The 18,845-nt window shown below is 64.5% G+C and carries 17 protein-coding genes and 1 tRNA gene; 11 read left to right on the forward strand and 7 right to left on the reverse strand.

The genetic code is table 11. The annotated features are described in order from the left end of the window. Position 1: 1 nt before the first annotated feature. Positions 2–742: an LOG family protein gene (locus BST42_RS15480; protein ID WP_083120187.1), complete on the reverse strand. Its 741-nt coding sequence runs from the start codon at positions 740–742 to the stop codon at positions 2–4. 206 nt (positions 743–948) lie between these two features. Here BST42_RS15480 and BST42_RS15485 point away from each other — a divergent pair, with 206 nt between their 5' ends. Then, a complete protein-coding gene (locus BST42_RS15485) occupies positions 949–3,321 on the forward strand; it encodes a heavy metal translocating P-type ATPase (protein ID WP_083120188.1) in 2,373 nt (790 codons plus the stop codon). Here the strand turns inward: BST42_RS15485 and BST42_RS15490 are convergent. Then, complete coding sequence (locus BST42_RS15490) at positions 3,318–3,734, reverse strand: DUF302 domain-containing protein (protein ID WP_083120189.1); 417 nt, start codon at positions 3,732–3,734, stop codon at positions 3,318–3,320. The two genes, BST42_RS15485 and BST42_RS15490, sit on opposite strands and share 4 nt — an antisense overlap. Before the next feature lie 142 nt (positions 3,735–3,876). Here BST42_RS15490 and BST42_RS15495 point away from each other — a divergent pair, with 142 nt between their 5' ends. Together BST42_RS15495 and BST42_RS15500 are read left to right on the forward strand one after the other, a co-directional pair. Then, entirely contained in the window at positions 3,877–4,632 is a 756-nt protein-coding gene (locus tag BST42_RS15495) for a DUF305 domain-containing protein (RefSeq protein ID WP_207569511.1), read from the forward strand. Between the two features lie 44 nt (positions 4,633–4,676). Continuing rightward, on the forward strand, positions 4,677–4,874 hold the full coding sequence (locus BST42_RS15500; RefSeq protein ID WP_237159465.1) for a heavy-metal-associated domain-containing protein: 198 nt from the start codon (positions 4,677–4,679) through the stop codon (positions 4,872–4,874). Here BST42_RS15500 and BST42_RS15505 read toward each other — a convergent pair. Together BST42_RS15505 and BST42_RS15510 are read right to left on the reverse strand one after the other, a co-directional pair. After that, positions 4,844–5,974, reverse strand: a complete 1,131-nt coding sequence (locus BST42_RS15505) for a sensor histidine kinase (protein ID WP_083120192.1) — start codon at positions 5,972–5,974, stop codon at positions 4,844–4,846. The genes BST42_RS15500 and BST42_RS15505 overlap by 31 nt on opposite strands. A 20-nt stretch (positions 5,975–5,994) precedes the next feature. After that, a complete protein-coding gene (locus tag BST42_RS15510; protein WP_083120193.1) occupies positions 5,995–6,753 on the reverse strand; it encodes a response regulator in 759 nt (252 codons plus the stop codon). 156 nt (positions 6,754–6,909) lie between these two features. On the opposite strand from BST42_RS15510, the gene BST42_RS15515 reads away from it, so the two are divergent. From BST42_RS15515 to BST42_RS15550, 6 genes are all read left to right on the forward strand, one after another. Continuing rightward, positions 6,910–8,418 (forward strand): multicopper oxidase family protein, encoded by a 1,509-nt coding sequence (locus BST42_RS15515; protein ID WP_272818744.1) that lies wholly within the window; start codon positions 6,910–6,912, stop codon positions 8,416–8,418. A 53-nt stretch (positions 8,419–8,471) separates the two neighbouring features. Next, positions 8,472–8,738: an SHOCT domain-containing protein gene (locus BST42_RS15520; RefSeq protein WP_083120195.1), complete on the forward strand. Its 267-nt coding sequence runs from the start codon at positions 8,472–8,474 to the stop codon at positions 8,736–8,738. Between the two features lie 33 nt (positions 8,739–8,771). Then, complete coding sequence (locus BST42_RS15525) at positions 8,772–9,296, forward strand: pyridoxamine 5'-phosphate oxidase family protein (RefSeq protein ID WP_083120196.1); 525 nt, start codon at positions 8,772–8,774, stop codon at positions 9,294–9,296. A 1,207-nt stretch (positions 9,297–10,503) separates the two neighbouring features. After that, entirely contained in the window at positions 10,504–13,308 is a 2,805-nt protein-coding gene (mobF, locus tag BST42_RS15540) for a MobF family relaxase (RefSeq protein ID WP_083120199.1), read from the forward strand. Between the two features lie 202 nt (positions 13,309–13,510). Next, positions 13,511–14,161 (forward strand): hypothetical protein, encoded by a 651-nt coding sequence (locus BST42_RS29655; RefSeq protein ID WP_165760862.1) that lies wholly within the window; start codon positions 13,511–13,513, stop codon positions 14,159–14,161. Between the two features lie 114 nt (positions 14,162–14,275). After that, on the forward strand, positions 14,276–15,103 hold the full coding sequence (locus tag BST42_RS15550) for a hypothetical protein (RefSeq protein WP_083120201.1): 828 nt from the start codon (positions 14,276–14,278) through the stop codon (positions 15,101–15,103). A gap of 27 nt (positions 15,104–15,130) precedes the next feature. Here BST42_RS15550 and BST42_RS15555 read toward each other — a convergent pair whose 3' ends face one another. Then, positions 15,131–16,411: a hypothetical protein gene (locus tag BST42_RS15555; protein WP_133057468.1), complete on the reverse strand. Its 1,281-nt coding sequence runs from the start codon at positions 16,409–16,411 to the stop codon at positions 15,131–15,133. Between the two features lie 279 nt (positions 16,412–16,690). On the opposite strand from BST42_RS15555, the gene BST42_RS15560 reads away from it, so the two are divergent. Both BST42_RS15560 and BST42_RS15565 read left to right on the forward strand, forming a co-directional pair. Further along, positions 16,691–16,897, forward strand: a complete 207-nt coding sequence (locus BST42_RS15560; RefSeq protein WP_083120203.1) for a helix-turn-helix transcriptional regulator — start codon at positions 16,691–16,693, stop codon at positions 16,895–16,897. 73 nt (positions 16,898–16,970) lie between these two features. Then, positions 16,971–18,152, forward strand: a complete 1,182-nt coding sequence (locus BST42_RS15565; protein WP_083120204.1) for a site-specific integrase — start codon at positions 16,971–16,973, stop codon at positions 18,150–18,152. Positions 18,153–18,210: 58 nt separating this feature from the next. Here the strand turns inward: BST42_RS15565 and BST42_RS15570 are convergent. Both BST42_RS15570 and BST42_RS15575 read right to left on the reverse strand, forming a co-directional pair. Further along, positions 18,211–18,284 (reverse strand) — tRNA-Arg (locus tag BST42_RS15570). A gap of 95 nt (positions 18,285–18,379) precedes the next feature. Next, complete coding sequence (locus BST42_RS15575) at positions 18,380–18,733, reverse strand: hypothetical protein (RefSeq protein WP_083120205.1); 354 nt, start codon at positions 18,731–18,733, stop codon at positions 18,380–18,382. Between the last annotated feature and the right edge of the window lie 112 nt (positions 18,734–18,845).

Below are 18,845 nucleotides of genomic sequence, written 5' to 3' on the forward strand. Positions count from 1 at the left end.
GTCACGAGGCGGGGGCCTGGTAGGTCTCCAGCTGGCGGCGCCGCCAGTGCATGATCACGTCAGCGATAGCGTCAGGGTCGTCAAGCACCGTCAGTAGCGTGACATCCTCGGGCGACACCATCCCGCCGCTGAGAAGCTGGGCGCGGATCCACCCGACCAAGCCGCTCCAGTGCTGCGATCCGGCCAGCACGACCGGAAAGTGCCGGATCTTCCCGGTCTGGATCAACGTCAACGCCTCGAACAGTTCATCGAGAGTTCCGAACCCACCGGGGAAGACCACGAATGCCGACGCGTAGCGGATAAACATCAGCTTGCGGACGAAGAAGTACCGGAACCGAAGCGACCGATCAACGAAAGGATTGACGATCTGCTCATGGGGCAACTCGATATTGAGACCGATCGAGCGCACCGCAGCGTCGCGGGCGCCCCGGTTGGCCGCCTCCATGATCCCGGGTCCGCCACCGGTGATGATGTCAAACCCGTACGCCCCCAAACGGGTTGCCACTGCGCGCGCCAGGATGTAGTGCGGATGATCCGGCGGGGTGCGCGCCGATCCGAATATCGACACGGCCTGGGCGACGTCGGCCATCGCGGTGAAGCCGTAGGCGACCTCGTCGCCGATGCGGGCCACCCGCTCGGGATCGTGTGCGGCGAAATCGGGATAGCCCGGGGCAAGGCAGCACAGCAATTCCTCATCGAGGGTGGCTGGAATGTGCGGCGCGGGGGGCTGCAGAGAGACCATGGCGTCAGGGTATTGGTCCGGACCGGTTCGCAGTTTGGCGCAGACTCGGCAGTGAAGGTCTTCGTCGAATCTTTACCGAATCCATACCTGCGCCATAACTGGGTTGGCAACGATGACGATTGACCCCAGGCTGGAGGGAATCACGTGGGTGCGAATGATCAGATCAGCCCAACCCATCGACGCGGCGTGGTAGCGGGAGGGATTCGATGACCACCGCCACGGTCGTGCTTGACGTGCACGGGCTGCAGTGGGCCACCTCGGCAGCTGTGGTGGAGTCCACGCTGATGCGACGGCCGGGGGTGAGTTCGGTGCAGGCCAACGCGGTCAATCAGACCGCCACCGTGGTCTTCGATCCGGCCGTAACGTCGGTTGCCGAATTGTCAAAGTGGCTTCGGGACTGCGGTTTCCACTGTGCGGGCCGCTCGGTGCCCGATCACATCTGTGATCCGATGTCGGAACCCACGACCGGACCCGCGGAGTCCATCTCCGCCGGTGAACACCACGACCATCCCGCAGTGGTGCAACGCTCTCCGCACGAGATGATGGGCCACGGTGGGCACGCGGGCGTGTCGATGGACGACATGGTCCGCGACATGCGCAACAGGTTCATCGTCGCGTTGGTGCTGTCGATCCCGATCATGCTGTGGTCGCCGATGGGCCGCGACATGCTCGGCTTTACCGTGCCCGCGCCGTTCGGGCTGCGCGACGATGTGTTCACCTTCCTGCTGAGCCTGCCGGTGGTGTTCTACTCGGCGTGGATCTTCTTCGACGGGGCGTGGCGGGCGCTGCGGGCCCGCACCTTGGACATGATGGTCCTGGTCGCGGTGGCCGTCGGCGCGGGCTGGCTCTACAGCGTGGGGGTGACCTTCACCGGCGGCGGAGAGGTGTTCTACGAAGCGGCCGCGGTACTGACAACCTTTGTGCTGCTGGGACATTGGTTCGAGATGCGGGCACGCGGCGGGGCCAACGATGCGATCCGCACCCTGCTGGAATTGGCCCCGCCGATGGCGGTGGTGATCCGGGATGGGCAGCAGGTGGAGATTCCCACCGCCGAGGTGGTCACCGGAGACCTGCTGTTGATCCGGCCGGGCGCCAAGGTCCCGGTGGACGGAACGGTCGAGGAGGGCAACTCCGAAGTCGACGAGTCGATGGTGACCGGGGAGAGCCTTCCGGTGTCCAAGGCACCAGGTGACAGTGTGATCGGGGCGTCGATCAACACCACCGGAACCCTGCGGGTGCGGACTACCAAGGTGGGCTCGGACACCGTTCTGGCCCAGATCGTTTCGATGGTGCAGGAGGCCCAGAACTCCAAGGCCCCCGGCCAGCGGCTAGCCGACCGGGCCGCGTTCTGGCTCGTCCTGGTCGCGCTGATCGGCGGCACCGTCACCTTCCTGGTGTGGTGGGCCGTGGGCGCCGGTGTGCAGTCGGCGTTGCTGTTCGCGATCACGGTGGTGGTGATCACCTGCCCCGACGCGCTGGGCCTGGCGACTCCGACGGCGATCATGGTGGGCACCGGATTGGGCGCCAAGCGCGGGGTGCTGTTCAAGAACGCCACCGCGCTGGAGACATCGGCGCGCATCGACACCGTCGTGATGGACAAGACCGGCACGCTGACCAAAGGTGAGCCTGAAGTGACAGATTTCGTCGTCGACGGAATCAGCGAAGAGGAACTGCTGGCTCTGGTCGCCGCGGTGGAGACAGAGTCGGAGCACCCGTTGGCGGCGGCGATCGTGCGTTATGCCGCCGACCGGGGCATCACCGCGGCACCGCTGAGCGGGTTCCGCAACGTGCCAGGGCACGGAGCCACTGCGACGGCGAGTGGCCGGCGGGTGGCCGTGGGCAACCGCAAGCTGATGGTCGAGCAGGAGGTGGACGTCCCGGCCGCGTTGATGGCACAGCGCGACGAGTTGGCCGCCACCGGGCGCACCGCGGTCCTGATCGCCGTGGACGGGCGCGGTGTCGGGGTGATCGCCCTGGCCGACGCCGCACGCGAAACCTCCGCTCAGGCGGTGACTGCGCTGCACGACTTGGGGGTGCAGGTCGTCATGCTCAGCGGGGACAACCAGGCCACCGCACAGCGCATCGCCGGCCAGTTGGGTATCGACACCGTCATCGCCGAGGTGCTGCCCGGCGACAAGGCCGCCAAGATCGCCGACCTGCAGACTCAGGGCCGCAAAGCCGCCATGGTCGGCGACGGGGTCAACGACGCACCCGCCCTGGCCCAAGCCGACCTCGGGGTGGCCATCGGGGCCGGCACCGACGTTGCGATCGAGACCGCCGACCTTGTCCTGATGCGCTCCGATCCCCTCGATGTCCCGATCGCGTTGAGGATCGGGCGGGGAACTCTGCGCAAGATGCGCCAGAACCTCGGCTGGGCGGTGGGCTACAACGTCATCGCACTGCCCATCGCCGCCGGCGTCTTCCAGCCCGCCTTCGGACTGGTGTTGCGCCCGGAGATCGCAGCACTGTCGATGTCGGGCTCGAGCTTGATCGTCGCGGTCAACGCCCTGATGCTCAAACGGCTCAAGCTGCCTTCTCCGCCAGCGCCAACGGCTGACAAGGTGTCCTCCGACGTCTAGGACGGTGCGCCGGACGTGGCCCCTACCGCCTCGATGGCCGCACGCAGCTTGCCCGCGACCTCGTCCGCAACCTCCTGCAGCCTGGCTTCACCGGTCGCCTGCACCAGTACTTGGGGGTCCATCGCCTCGACCAGCACCCGAGTGCCGTCGGCCGGGTCGGCGCGCACGACCACGTTGCAGGGAAGCAGCAGCCCGATCTGGCGGTCGATGCTCACCGCCCGGTGGGCCAGGGGGGGATTGCAGGCCCCGAGGATCAGGTAGTCCTCCATGTCGGTGTCGAGCTTCTTCTTCAAGGTGGCTTTCATGTCGATCTCGGTGAGCACTCCGAAACCGTGGTCGGCCAGGGCTTCGCGGGTGCGGGCCACCGCGTCGGTGAAGGTGGTCTGCAGTGATGTCGAGATGGCAATGGACATGGGCACCAGACTTCCCGAATCTCCTGCGGATCTCACCGACTGTGGAGCGAAAGGATCGTTCTTTATCGAATCTTCACAGAACGACTAGGCCACCCCTATTCAACGCCGCGAGGCTGAGGGATGAAGATCGACAGGCTGATCTATGAAAGGAGCTGTTGTGAACAAGTCAAGGACTGTGGTGACCGGGGTGGTTGCGCTGGCTGCGGTGGCCGCGCTCGGGGCGTGTAGCAAGTCGTCGACCAATGAGGCGACGTCGTCCACGGCTTCGTCGTCGGTTCAGACGTCGTCGACGGCGCCGGCGGTCGCGCATAACCAGGCCGATATGCAGTTCGCGCACATGATGATCCCGCATCATCAGCAGGCGGTGCAGATGAGCGACATGATCTTGGCGAAGCAGGGCATCGACCCGCGGGTGGTGGACTTGGCCAAGCAGATCAAGGCGGCCCAGGGCCCGGAGATCGAGAAGATGCAGGGCTGGCTGAATCAGTGGGGTATGGGCGGTATGCCGGGCATGACTGGGATGCCCGGGATGGGCGAGACGCCATCCGACACCGCTACCGCATCGCCTACGACCACGACCATGCCCATGCCCATGCCGAGTGGGTCGATGATGCCCAGTGGTTCGATGATGCCCGGCATGCCCGGAATGGATGACATGCCTGGTATGGACGGGATGATGTCGCCAGCCGATATGGATGCACTGACCAACGCCCAGGGGGTCGAGGCCAGCAAGTTGTTCTTGACCCAGATGATCAAGCACCACCAGGGCGCAATCACAATGGCGCAGAACGAGGTCAAGAACGGCCAGTTCCCCGATGCTGTTGCGCTGGCTAAGTCGATCGCCAGCAGCCAGCAGAAGGAGATCGATACAATGAACCAGATCCTGAGCTCATTGTAGAGACGGTCTATATGTTGCAGACGCTGACGTTTCTCGTGCGGGGCATGACGTGTGATCATTGCGTACACTCGGTCACTTCTGAACTGGAAGCCCTCGACACGGTGACAGAGGTTGCGATTAGTCTGGTGCCACAGGGTGATTCATCAATCACTGTGACCAGTTCCGCTGGCCTGACGGCTAGCGCGGTTCGGGATGCGGTGCAGCGGGCCGGTTATGATGTGGTAGAGCCAGCTTCGCGCTGATTACCGCGAGAGATTCCCCCTGCCAGTTGCATGGGCAATGAAACCTTGAAGGTAGTACCGGATCCCCGCCCGCGGCTCACCACGCTGACGTGGCCGCCGTGGGCTTCGGTCAGCGCCTTGACGATTGCCAGTCCAATGCCGGATCCTCCCCGCCCACGGTCACGCGCCGAGTCGGCGCGATAGAAGCGCTCGAAGATGTGGGGCAGATGCTCGGCGGCGATGCCGTCGCCGTCGTCAGCAACGGTGAACACCACCTCGCCGCCGACCGGGGCGACAGTCAGGGAGACGTGCCCGCCACCGGGGGTGTGGCGCAGTGCATTGTCGAGCAGATTCCCCAGCACCTGCGCCAGCCGTTGCCGGTCCGCCCAGAGGCGAACGGCGCCGCCGGTGTGAGTGTGCAAGGCGACGTTCTTGGCGGCGTAGCGGTCGGCGATCGCGGCGCCGACTGTTCGTGCGATCTCCGCGGCGTCGACCCACCCCGGCGCGATGACGGCGTGGGCATCTTCGGCCTGGGCCAGTGCGGCGGCGTCGGCGGAGAACCGGACCAATCGACCGGTCTGCTCGCGCAACATCGCGATGGTCGGCTGGTCGAGGGCCTTCACGCCGTCCTCCACGGCTTCCAGGTAGGCCTCCAACACCGAAACGGGAGTGCGGATCTCGTGGGCGAGGTCACCGAACAACTGCCGGCGCGTGGATTCCACCGCTTGGAGTCGCTCGGCCATCTGGTTGAACGCCGTTGCCAGCTCGTCGAACTCGTCGCCGAGTCGGGGAGAGGCGACCCGGATGTCGTAGTGCCCTTCGGCGATTGCCGATGCGGCGGCCGATAGGTCGGCGATCGAGCGCTGCACGCGCCTGCTCAGAATCGCGGTGACGATGAACGCGGTCAGGGCGGCCACCGTGATGGCCACCCCGATGGACAGCGCGGTGGCGTTCTGGTAGGCCTGCTCGGCGTGGTACTGCTCGTTGGAGTCGTGGGCGATACCTGCTCGGTGCAGGTGTTCCCGGAACAACGGTGGTCCGACCACCGACGCCACCACCCACGTGGTGACCCCGCCTGCGATGAGCACCAGGGTCTGGGCGAGCAGAAGCCGGCGTCCCATTCCAAAACCGTTCGATGCGCTCACTGCCCGGTCCCCATCCGGTAGCCCACACCACGCACGGTGTAGATGAACCTCGGGTCGGCTGGGTCGTCACCGAGCTTGCGCCGAACGTGGCCGACGTGGACGTCGACGAGATGGTCGTTGCCCACCCACGGCTCGCCCCACACCGTGTCAATGAGCTGGCCGCGGCTCCACACCACGCCCGGTCGCGACGACAAGGCGGCCAGGATGTCGAACTCGGTGCGCGTCAACGCAATTAACTCTTCGTCGACAAACACCTGCCGGCTCGCGAGGTCGATCCGCAGCGGACCGAATACCCGTGGGGCCAGTACGTCAGCGGACCCGCCGCCGGCATGCGGGGTCGGCGCGCCAACGGCGCGCGGCCGGCGCAGCATCGCCCGGATCCGGGCGACCAGCTCGCGTGGACTGAAGGGTTTGGTGATGTAGTCGTCGGCGCCGACCGATAAGCCGACGATGGTGTCCACCTCGGTATCGCGGGCGGTCAGCATTACCACGTAGGCGTCGGAGAACGTCCGCAGTTGGCGGCATACCTCCACGCCGTCCAGACCCGGTAGGCCTAGATCGAGAACGACGACATCCGGGTCTACTTCTCGCGCCAGGGTCACCGCGTCGGTTCCGCGGTGACACTGCGTCACCTCGAAGCGCTCCCGCCTCAAGTAGCTGGCAACGACCTCTGCCAGGGCCGCCTCGTCGTCGACCACCAGGGCGCGGTACGTGGGATTGGCACCGCCTGCTGATGCGTGCGGAATGGGGTCCATCCCGTAATCGTGCCGTCTCGCCGCACCTGTCCGGGTTCTTGAGCGAATCTTCACAAAACCAACACCAAACCACCCGGAGGTGCAGCGCACCGTGGAAGAAGAAATTGGGAGATGACAGGATCGGTGATGAGTCGACAGACCCCTGCAGCAGTAGCGATGACGCGACGTGGGTTTCTGGCCGCCAGCGTCCTCGGCGGTGCGGCATTGGTGGCATGCAGCCGTCCAATCCCCGCCGGCGCGCCGAGCGGCACCATCGGACCGGATGCGATCGCCGCGGCGGAGTCCGCCCGCCCGCACTCGGGCAAGACGGTCACTGCGCGGCTGGCGCCCGGGGTGGCCGACCTCGACCTCGGCGGCACCAAGGCACACACCTTGGCCTACAACAACCAGCTTCCCGGTCCGCTGATCCGGGCTAATGTCGGTGACGAGATCGCCGTCACTGTCGACAACGGACTTGATCACGCCTCGTCCGTGCACTGGCACGGCCTTGCCTTGCGCAACGACATGGACGGCGCGGCGCCGGCGGTCCGCAACATCGAATCGGGTTCGAGTTTCACCTATCGGTTCAGCTCGCCCTATCCGGGGACCTACTGGGCCCACCCGCACACCGGGCTGGACACCGACTACGGCCTGTATGTGCCGGTCATCATCGACGATCCGGCAGAGCCGGGTCGCTACGACGCCGAGTGGATCGTGATGCTCGACGATTGGACCTCCGGAGTCGGAACCAGCCCTGAGGAGATCTTCAGAGGATTGCGGTCGATGGGCAAGGGTGGCGGCTCCATGCCCGGCATGCCGGGGATGGGCGGCATGGGGTCGATGCCCGGCGTGCCCGGTGTCGGTGGTGCCGGTGCCAGTGATCTGCTCGGGGGAGACGGCGGCGACGTCAGCTACCCGTACTACATCATCAACGGCCGAATCCCCGCCGCGGCGACTACTTTCACCGCAAAACCGGGGCGGCGCATCAGGATTCGCATCATCAACGCCGCCGCCGACACCGCCTTCCGGGTTGCACTGGCTGGACACCGCATGACCGTCACACACACCGACGGTTTCCCGGTCGTGCCCACCGATGTCGATGCCCTTCTGCTGGGCATGGGGGAGCGCTATGACGTGGTGGTGACGGCAGGCGACGGGGTGTTTCCGTTGGTTGCCTCGGCCGAGGGCAAGAACGCCGTCGCCCGCGCGCTGCTGTCCACCGGCGCGGGCAGTGCGCCGGACGCCGGTTTCCGGCCACCGCAACTGACCGGCCGGGTGGGCACCGTCGACACCTTCACGGCCACACCGGAAGTCCAGCTGTCCACCGACAGTGATCTCGCACTGCAGGCACGCCTGTCGGGCACGATGATGCAGTACGACTGGAAGATCAACGGCAGGGCTTATGACCAGACCGTCCCGTTGACCGTCCATCAGGGTCAGCACGCCACCCTCGCGTTCACCAACGAGACCATGATGTGGCATCCGATGCACCTGCACGGTCACACCTTCCAAGTGATCAGAGCCGATGGCAGCGCCGGGCCGCGTAAGGACACCGTCGTCGTCAAACCGATGCAGACCGTGACGGTCAGACTGCTCGCCGACAACCCTGGGATATGGATGCTGCACTGCCACAACGGCTACCACATGGACGCCGGGATGATGACCACACTCAACTACACCGGCTGACACCACGCCAGCCGCAGCTCACTCGTCGAAAGAGTTAGGAAGGAGAGGTTCCCATGATGTTTTGGTCCGATCACATGAGCGGGTGGGGATACGCAGGCATGGTCATTGGAATGGTCTTGTTCTGGGCCCTCATCATCATCGGGATCGTCGCGCTGATCCGGTCGAGCACCGGTGCCACTCAGGCGGGATCGATTCCGCAGTTCCCGCCGTACACCGAATCACCGGAGCAAGTGCTGGCCGCCCGATACGCCCGCGGCGAGATCGACGACACCGAATACCGGCAGCGACTGGCCGTCCTACGCGGCGCTACGCCGCGTTGACCCGCTGATCCAACAGCGGAAGCCTTGCTGTCCATGACGTCGCCGACCTACGCGGAGGTTCTGCGGGACATCCGCCGACAACACTTCGCGGTACTGTCCACCAGCGACACAACCGGTACTACCGCGTCGGCAGGAGTGACATACAACCTCGGCCGATCGGGCGCGACGATCTACGTGATGACACGTCGGCACTTGCAGAAGGCCCGCAACATCGCTGTCAATCCCGAGGTTTCGATGGTCATCCCGATACCCCGCAAGTTGCTGTGGGGGCTGCCGCCTGCCACCATCCAGCTGCGCGGCCACGCCAAGGTGGTGGACTCGGCCGACATCGAAGCCCGCGGCGTCTTCTCGGGATTCTGGCTCGGGCGACAAATTCTCACCAGCTATGAGCAACTCCGGAACCAGGGTGAGACCCGCATTTGCTTCCTGCGGATCGACCTTGATCCGCTGATCCGCACCTATATGGTTGGCACGCCCATGTGGCAGACCCGATCTCGCATGGAGGCCGGGAGCGCAACGGTCGTCAGGCCGGGAGACCAGGGCCCTGCCGTGATGTGAAGCGGTGATCAGCGCACTCGCCGAGCCCCGAGCAGAATCGCGTGATACCAGGAACCCGGGGAGGTGCAGCTATTCGCACTTATGCAGACTTGAGTGGTGGATCGGTTGGGGCGGCCCGGAGATCGGCCACACGAATGGTCCCGCTAGTTGAAGTCAGATTCGTACCGCAACGTCATTTAGGCTAATAAGTGAAGTTAGACTGCAGTGGTGACTTCACTTAGCTCCGTCACCCGCAAGGAGTTCGATGGGAGCCGCAGAGCAGGAGGCATGCGGGGCGAGCGCTGCCCAAGTACGGCACCTGTCACCCCGTCGTACCCGCCAGTATCGCCGACCTAGACCTTGACTTACCGCCGTTGGTGCTGGCCGACGCTGAGTCAGCCAGCCGCGAGGTCGCGCGGTTCGACGCTGAACTCGGCAGCGACATCGCACCGTTCGCGTCGGTGTTGCTGAGGTCGGAATCCGCCGCGGGTTCGCAGATCGAAAACTTGACTGCCTCAGCGCGCGCTATCGCGACGGTAACGCCGCGCCGATTGTCGAGAACTTCTCGCAAGCAACCATTCTGGCGATCGCCAACGGGCGATAACTGGTCGCTGAACTTCGCGACATCCGGGAAGGCTGGAACGGTGTGATCACCGCGCGATCGGACTCCACGGTGTGGAAGGTCGCCGACTTGTTGACCCGCCGCCCGGTTGTCAACGCAGTCCTCCTGGCGCACGAACTGAGCGTCGAGTCCACCAATGCTCACCGGTACCTCAACCCGCTCAGGAAAGCGGGAGTCCTCATCGAGACAACGAATGGACCGCGCAACAGAGTGTGGCGGTCTCCGGAGGTACTCGCAGCGCTCGATGCTTTCGCCGAACGCGCCGGCCGACGCGGCTAGTCGATCGCGTAACTCGCTCCTCACTCCCGCCCATGACACGAGGCGAGATGGCGAAGTGCCTGGGGCTCGACAGGATTCTTGCGATACCGGAGCGCAAAACACCTCTTCCCGTCAGCCTTCACTACCACCGATCTCATCAGCCCACTGCCCGTTCTCACCCACTCCCAATACCTTCTCGTCTACTCTCAATCCATACCAATTACCCTGTCCCCGTTCATGTCTCACCGATGCCACAGCCAGAAACGCTTGGCACATTTGCACAAGGAGTGCGAGACTGGTTGTGGCGCAGTGAGCGTCGATGCTTCCAGTTCTTGAGTGAGATTCCTGATGCTGACAATTTCGAAGCTGAAGCGGTCGTCGGTGAGCTACTACATCGACACCGCGAAGGCTGCTGGGCGTGCCAGTTCTGACCTGCAAAAGTCCAACGGTGGCCTGGGGGAGTACTACTCCGAACATGAGACGCGTACCCCAGTGTGGTTGTGTGCGGGTGACACCCATACTGCGGCTCGATTGGTGGGTTTGACGGATCTGCAGCGCGCGGGTGGGGAAGCCGATTCGGCGGTCGTGGCGCGGTGGCTTGATGACGGTGTCGCGCCCAACGGCGCGCGCGGACGCGCCTTCGGTACCCGCGGCGTGCACGGGTTCGATTTGACCTTCGCCGCGCCCAAGAGCGTGTCATTGTTGCGCGCCTTGCGCGCCGACGATGTGGTTGAAAAGGCAGTCGCTGCGGCGCATTCGACTGCGCTTGCAGAGGCGATGGAGTACCTGGCTGCGCATGCCGGTTACACCCGCGTACACAACAGCGTGACGGGGGAGAAGGACTTGTTGAGGTTGCCGGGATTGGTCGCAGTGGCTTATCAACATGAGACGTCGCGATGCGGAGATCCGCATATGCATACCCATGTGATCGTGCCGAATCGCCAAGCCCGGAACGATGGGGTGCTGGTATCCATCGACGGAACGTCGCTCTACCACGAGGCCCGTGCAGCGGGTGTCATCTATCAGGCCACGTTGCGTCGCGAATTACACCAATTGCTGGGGATCGAGTGGGCGCCGGTAGATCCGGGAACGGGGATGGCCGAGGCCGCCGGAGTCGATCGCGACACCATCACTGCGTGGTCGCGGCGCTCGTCGCAGCTACGAGAGTGGGCTGCGCACAACCTCGTTTCGGTGGACGGCCCGTTGAGCGCGGCGCAGCTCGCGGCGGCGCAGAAAGCCACCCGTCCCGCCAAACCCGAAGAGCTTGCGTGGAGCGAATTGCAGCGGCAGTGGCGCGAGGACGCGCGAGGTCTCGTTCTGGACCGCGCCGCGTTTCTGGAAGCGCGCGCGGCGCGCCGCGCCGCGGCGCGGACTGCCTTTCATGGCGCGAGTTTGGCTGCCGCCGCGGAGAAAATCGACAAGGCGGTGTTCACTCGCGCGGACCTAGTCGAGATCGTCGGCGCGCAGCTTCCCGTCGACGGAGACCAGTCGCCGCGCGCCACGGTTGAAGCCGCCGTCGACGAGATTGGGATGCGGTTGACCGCGCCGCGCGCCGCCCACGAGCGCGAGGGCCATGAGCGCTTCACCCTGGCGCGGATCTTGGCCGAAGAAGGCGCGCTACTCCGCCTAATTGACGCAAGAAACGACCGCGCAGTGCTCTGGGTTCGCGACGACGACACCTCCGGACTGTCGCCGGATCAGAAGGCCGCCGTGCGCAACATTGGCGAGTCGCCGTGGCTCGTGCAACCTCTGTCCGCGCCGGCGGGAGCGGGCAAGACCACCTCGCTGCGCGCGCTCGCCAGCGCAGCACACCATCGGTTCGGTGCGCGCGTTCTGGCCCTCGCACCGACCGGTCAGGCTGTCGACGTCGCGATGCGCGAGGGCGCCGGAGACGATGGCCTGACGGTCGCCAAAGCGCTGCAGTCGCTGCGCGACAACACCTTGAAGCTCGACCCCGCGACCCTCGTAGTAATTGATGAAGCCGGCATGGTCGGCACCGACGATCTGCGCCAGCTCCTGACTGCCACCACTCAGGCGGGCGCGAAGTCGGTACTTGTCGGTGACGCCAGCCAGTTGGCGCCGGTCAAGGCCCGCGGTGGCATGTTCGCCCAACTCTGCACCGACCTACCGTGGACGCAGCACCTGTCCGAGGTGTGGCGGATGGCCGATCCGGAAGAACGCGCCGCGTCCCTCGCGCTGCGCGACGGCAAACCACCCGAACGCCGTCACGCCGTGGACTGGTATAGCAGCCACGATCGGTTGCACTGCGGCGATGCGATCACCATGGCCGCGGACGCGCTCGCTGCCTACAAGGCCGACACCGAACTCGGCCGTGACGCCTTGCTCGTCTGCGACACCACCGAAATGGCCGATGCGCTCAACCTCCGCATTCACAACGATCGAATCGACCCGAACGCGCCTTCTGTTCACGCCGCTCGAGGTCAACAAATCCGCGTCGGAGACCTGATCATCAGCCGGCGCAACGACCCCACGATTGCCTTCCACCACTCAACGCCCAACGCTGAGTCGCTACCGTCTGTTCGCAACGGGAACCGATGGCGGGTCGCTGCCATCGACGCCAAGACGAATCATGTTGCGGCCGAACGCCTCGACGACAAAGCCCGCGTTGTCTTCGACAGTGACTACGTTCGCGAACACGTGAGCCTCGGCTACGCCGTCACGGTGCACTCCGCCCAAGGGGTCACCGCCGACGCTTGCCACGCAGTCCTCAGCGACTGCACCAGCCGCAATCTGCTCTACGTCGCAATGACCCGCGGACGCCACGTCAACGTCGCGCACATCTACGAACGCAGCACCGAAGCGAACGAGTTCGGTCACGAAGAACACGCCGGAACTCACGTCGCGCAGCGCGGTGATAGCCGCGAAGCGGCGATCCTCATTCACGGAATCCTCGCGAACGACGAGCCGGCCGTCACCGCCCACGACTACGCCGCACAGGCCGACGGCGAAGCCCTACCTGATCGTGTCCGCGACCTCCTTAATGTGCGCGACGTGGCTAAGGAACGGCGGCATACGGTCTACGCGCGTTGGAAGACGCAGCGCGAAGGACACAACCGCGACCTGACCGAAACCCGCGAACGGCTCATCAGCAGAGCTCAAGATCGCAGCACTGACTACGGACTTGAACTTTGATTCGACAATCCGAGCCGATCGAGAGGGCGGGACTGTAGACATCTTGCGTCATCGAGGGTCGCGGTTGTCCTAGGTGGTCAGACCTGATAACCGCCGACAGGCCCGCGATCAACCAAGGCTGGCCCTCGACTTTCGGAAGCTGCGCGTGGTCACCTCAGGCGTTGCGCGCAAGATCACCCTGTCAGAAGCGATAATTCCAGTCATGGCTCCGACCGCGCCGCCGACTCCATCGGTCCCCCCGCCGACACCAACACCGACGCAGGTCGTGATCGTTAATCTGCCAAGCGACGTTCTTGACAAGCTCTCGCCCCACGAAACCGGACTGCCGATCTCGTGGGCCACAATCATCGCTGCCTGCATCACCGTTTTGGCTGCCCTTGTTGCCCTAGCGGGGATTTGGTGGCAGATCCGTGCGGCAGCGAGAGAGTCGAGGAGCAACCGCGTCGCAGATGCAAAACTCGCCCGCCAATCTCACCTTGCTGAGCGGATGGGAGAAGCGCTCGGAATCGCCCGCTCGTTGGAGGACCTCTTGGGTAGCAACACGCGCGATCCGCTCGGCAAGTGGGCCGCCGCCGACCAACACGCATTCGATGAGCTAACGCAGCGCTCACGCACCCTAGTGAACATCCTCTCGGTGTTAGGTGCTGACGAATCGTCTGCTGCCCTGCACCGATTCACCTTCCTGTCGAACGTCATTGCGAAGGATCAAGCGCGCGGATCGGGCGGCGCGGTCGCGGATTCGTTAGACGGCAAGTCCTACCTGGAGTTACGCGACGGCCTGCACTCCGCGTTCAAGAGCGACCTCTCAGTCCTAGGGGCGTCTCCGGCCGAAAACACGACGTACAGGACGTAGTCGGCTGACGGCGGCGTAGGGCGTTGGGGCGACGTCAGAAACACCAACCGAGAATAGGAAAGCAACCAAAGATATGAAAGCAATGCCCCGACAGGCGGGACTCGGAGGCGTGAGATGACCGCCCCGAACAGCGCTGACATCGACCGCGACATCCGCAGCGAACTGGACCGCGTACTCGAAATCGGATCACTCGTGGAGCAGACGCCCGATCACCACGCCGAGCCCAACAGTGACCTCGCCGACGATGAAGGCCGCTTCCCTGATATCTGGGCGGCGACCCTGGCCCGCCGCGGCATCGTATACGCGGTCGAGAACGTCGAGGCCGCGTGCACCTTGATACTAAATGGGCAGTGGACAACTCCGCAGTTCGCGCTCCTGCGGGCAGCCTATGAGTCAGCTGGCGCCGCAGTCTGGCTGCTCGTGCCGGAGAACGTCAATACTCGGCTCGCCAGGCTCGTCTGGCAGCACCGCGAGTCGTGGCGGTACTCAGAAAAGGCGTACAGCGGAACACCTCTCGACGACGGAGGTGAACACCAGGAACGACAACAATGGGCCACCGAAGCCGCGCAGAAGCTAGGCATTAGTTTGGCGGCCGGGAGCCCCAGGGGATTCGAGAATCTGATCGCATCGATCGATGACCTGCCCGGGCACCCGGAGTCCCTCCTCACCGCTTGGCGGATCTGTTCAGGCGTCAGCCATGCGAAGACCTGGGCACTGACCACGGTGACCACTGAGGTGGACAGCATGTTCATGTACGAGCACGGACGGATGAGCGCGAGGGTACCGAACGCCGGCTTGTTCCTTACCGACCTTCGCATAGCGCGGCGGGTAGTGCAGCAGGCATGGTGCCTGTACCGCATCCGCACCACAAGCCGCCCGCACGGGATGACATTGAGGCTCGAGCCCCGGGACCGAGAGGGCAACGTGGTGCCGCCGGGATGAGGAGCGGTGAACTTGAGAAGCTGATGGCTAGAGCAGGGTGCGTTCCCGCAGCCACTCATCGCGCCATCTGTGGAAGTCGACGGCGAACGTTGAGCAGCGTTCAAGCGCGGCAAGTACCTTGTCCCTCTGCCTCTTTGAGGCGTGATTTTCAACCGACGACGGCCCGCACAACAGCGCCAGCGTCTTCGGGTACGCCTTCCACTTGAGCACCAAGCGCTTGCTCACGAAGGTGAGCAGCTCGGACGTCACCTCCCCGCAATGCTTCGACTCCGGTTCCGACGGGGTACGGCCGGAATGGATGACGCTGTTGCGGACATCGACGATGTGTTCACGCCAGCGACCCACCGCACCATCGCCCTCGACGTGCCAATTCCCGCCGAGACGGCCCGCATACAATGATTTCACCCGTTGCGTGATCGAACTGGTGTTGGCCCATACCTGCGCGGCTTGGGCGGGCGTCTGACCTTCTTCCCAGAGCATCGCGGCCAGGGTGCTGTCGAGCATCAGCTCAGATGTGATGGCGAGGCTGAGGACCGATGCTCGACGGTCACCCGCCGAGTGTTCGGCGTACGCGCGAGCGAAGTGATCGCGGACGAGCGCGCTGATGCTGCCGCGAGTGAGTTCCCCAAAGATCCTGCCGGCGACAGCTGGGTCGATTGTTGCCAGCGCAGCGAGCTTCGCGGGGAGATGGTCGAGGAGGATAACAGTCTGTCTCTCATCGAAATTGAGTTGTCCACCTTCGCCCACGGCTCCGAAAGTGGCGGGAACGATCGGGTTCAGTGATCGGTAATACAGTTCCGGGATCGGGGCCATCGAAGCTATCCGCGATGACCGCACAGCATCGGCGATCAGCCAGTGCGCGAGCGTAAGGGGATCCACTTTGCCGTCGTGCGGCGGGGTGAGGGCAGCAGCGCGGCTCTTGACCGGGATTAGAACAATCACTGCCGAGCGTTTCCGGCCGTAGTCATCGCTGCGCGGCTGGGCGGGCTGAGGCTCTCGGCCGGTGAATTGGGCCAGCGCAGCCGATGCCACCGCCGCGTCCTCGACGACAGGGTTCGATTCGTCAGCCACCACTGACCATATCGTCAAGCAGCTGAGCGGCATCTGCATCCAGGCGTCGTCTATGCCGCCTGGTGTCACGCCGCGGATTCGCAGGTACTCGTCGTCGACGCCGATCGGTATCGTCTGCGGTTCCAGAGGAAGCAGGAATGGCAGCAGGAGCGAGAATGCGACCACCCCCTCAAACCGCTGCGGGCCGTCCCAGTCCGCATTAATTGGTCGTTGGTGTGGTGCGGCGCCGTCGGTCACGGTCAAAGCGTCGCATGGGCGAGGGACAGCATCCTCGCTGACGTTCGGCGGGAGTGCTCAACCGAGCTCAGCCGGGCGGAGAATGGTCGAGCTCAGTTGGGAATCGATACGACTGCTTCGGCGCGGATGAGCTGCGTGAAGGCTACAGGGCCGAGCCACTTCCGTCCCCAGCAGCTCGGCGCCAGCCGATTTCGTCCAAAATCACCGCAGATAGTGCCTCTGCGCCGACTTAAAGTTGAGTTACCCGACTTGGGGCGGATCGATAAGGAAGTGACCGCCATGGATGAGAACCCCGATGACAAGTGGCTTTCCCGCCAGGATCTCGCTGATCGGTACGGATTGCCGGTGAAAACTCCAGCCGAGTGGGCATCCAAGGGAACCGGCCCGCGGTACGCCAAGTTCGGGCGGCACGTTCGGTATCTACTCAGCGACGTAATCGACTGGGAAAGAAAGCAATTCGCCCAAGGTAAGCGCGACACGGCCTGAGTATGATGGGTCGATGATCACTGTTTCAAAGTTCCAGCGGGCATGGCCACGCCCGCGAGGACTGGAGTAGGCCGTGGCAGGCCGGCCGTCGTTGCGCATCGGCCAGCACGGCAAGATCACCCGCAAGTACCTCGGCGGCGGAATCTGGTTGGCGCAGTGCCGATTCCGTGACACCGATGGCGTCACACGCAGAGTCCAACGACTCGGACCGTCAGATGAGCACGACAAGTACGGCAAGCTCGCCGCTGACGCACTGATCGAGTCTCTCGCCGATCGACGCCCGCCCTCCGGCGTGGACTCGATCGGACTCGACACGTTGGTCATGACTCTGGTGGACCAACACATCGAACGGTTGGCCGAGGACGGTCGCTCGGCCCGCACCCTCGACACCTACCGCTACACCGCCACCAAGCTGGCCAAGTTCATGGCCGGCGTGAAGGTGGGGGAGGCATCGGCCGCCAGACTGGACGCGGCCCTGCGGTCCATGCGCAGCACTCATGGGGCCGTTATGGCTCGCCAATCCAGGACCCTCCTGCGCGGAGCGCTCCAGCTCGCCGTCCTCAACAACGTCCTCGGCGCCAACCCGGTGCGCGACGTCCAAGCGATCAAATCGAAGGAACAACCCAAGGGCGCCCAGGCGCTCACCGCGGACCAACTGCGCGATCTGCTGACCAAGCTGAGGGCTTCCGAGGCGTGCCGTCAACGCGACCTGACCGACCCGATCACCCTCTTGATCGCCACCGGTCTCCGCCGCTCCGAACTGCTGGCGCTTCAGTGGACCGACTTCGACGCAGGCGCCGGGACGATCTCGGTCACCGGCAAGGTCATCCGAGAGAAAGCCAAGGGCCTCGTCCGGGTCGACGAGACCAAGACCGCAGCGGGCCGACGAGTGATCCCCCTACCTGCGTTCGCGATCGCCACACTCACGGAACGCCGGAGCCTGCCGTATCTCGGACAGCAATCGGTCATCTTCCCGTCCACCAACGGGACCCTGCGCGATCCCGACAACTTCGCCGGGCAGTGGCGCAGAATCCGCGACGAATTGGGCGTGCCGGACATCAGCTCGCACAGCTTCCGCAAGACCGTGGCGACGCTGATCGACGACGCCGGGCTGTCTGCTCGTATCGGCGCCGACCACCTCGGGCACGCCAAAGTCTCGATGACGCAGGACCGCTACATGAGCCGCGGCCGGGTCCACAACCAGGTGGCAGATCTGCTCGACGAGGCGGTTAAGGGCAACTCAGGTCCGCTATAAACGACGAATAAACGTCGACTGACGTTATTCAGCAGGGCTAAATACACCCCCTGACCAGCGCCCCCGGCAGGAATCGAACCTGCGACCTAGGGATTAGAAGGCCCTTGCTCTATCCGACTGAGCTACGGAGGCAGCGCGTCGACAGTCTAGCGGGGCAGATTTGCCAGAAGGGGCGCGTGTAGCTCTGTGTGAATTGAAATCTGTTTGAGCAAAGATCCCCGGAAGCCTCAGTCGATCCCGAAACGGGACTCCAGCGCCTCTTGGAGCCGGCGCACTTCCTTGAGCTTTTCGCGCAGACGCAGCACCGGCTCGGGTGTCCGAGCGGCACCCCAGCCGGCGTCGCAGCGATTGGTCCAGCGGTCCTGGGCCACCTCGATCAGCTCCTCGAGGTCGTCGATCTCGGCCTGCATCAACTCGGCAAACCACCTCGCTTGAGCTGCGTCGTTGGGATGAAACGGCCGCGTCATCGGGGGACGTGGAAAAGGCTGCCGCAGCGGCACGGGCGGACCCGCGGCGAACGGGGACTCGACACGGGCAGCCAGTCCACCGGCGAAGCGGGGAGCGGGGTCCTCGAGAAGCATTCACAAATCGTCCTGTGAATTGCTCGGCGTTTCCTGTCAGGAAGGTTCGGGGCCAACGCAGGGCCACTGCCTGTTCACTTTGCCGGGCCGGCTTCCTGGCGGACCAAGGGCC

Source organism: Mycolicibacterium rhodesiae, from assembly GCF_002086695.1.
Taxonomy (GTDB): Bacteria; Actinomycetota; Actinomycetes; order Mycobacteriales; family Mycobacteriaceae; genus Mycobacterium; species Mycobacterium rhodesiae.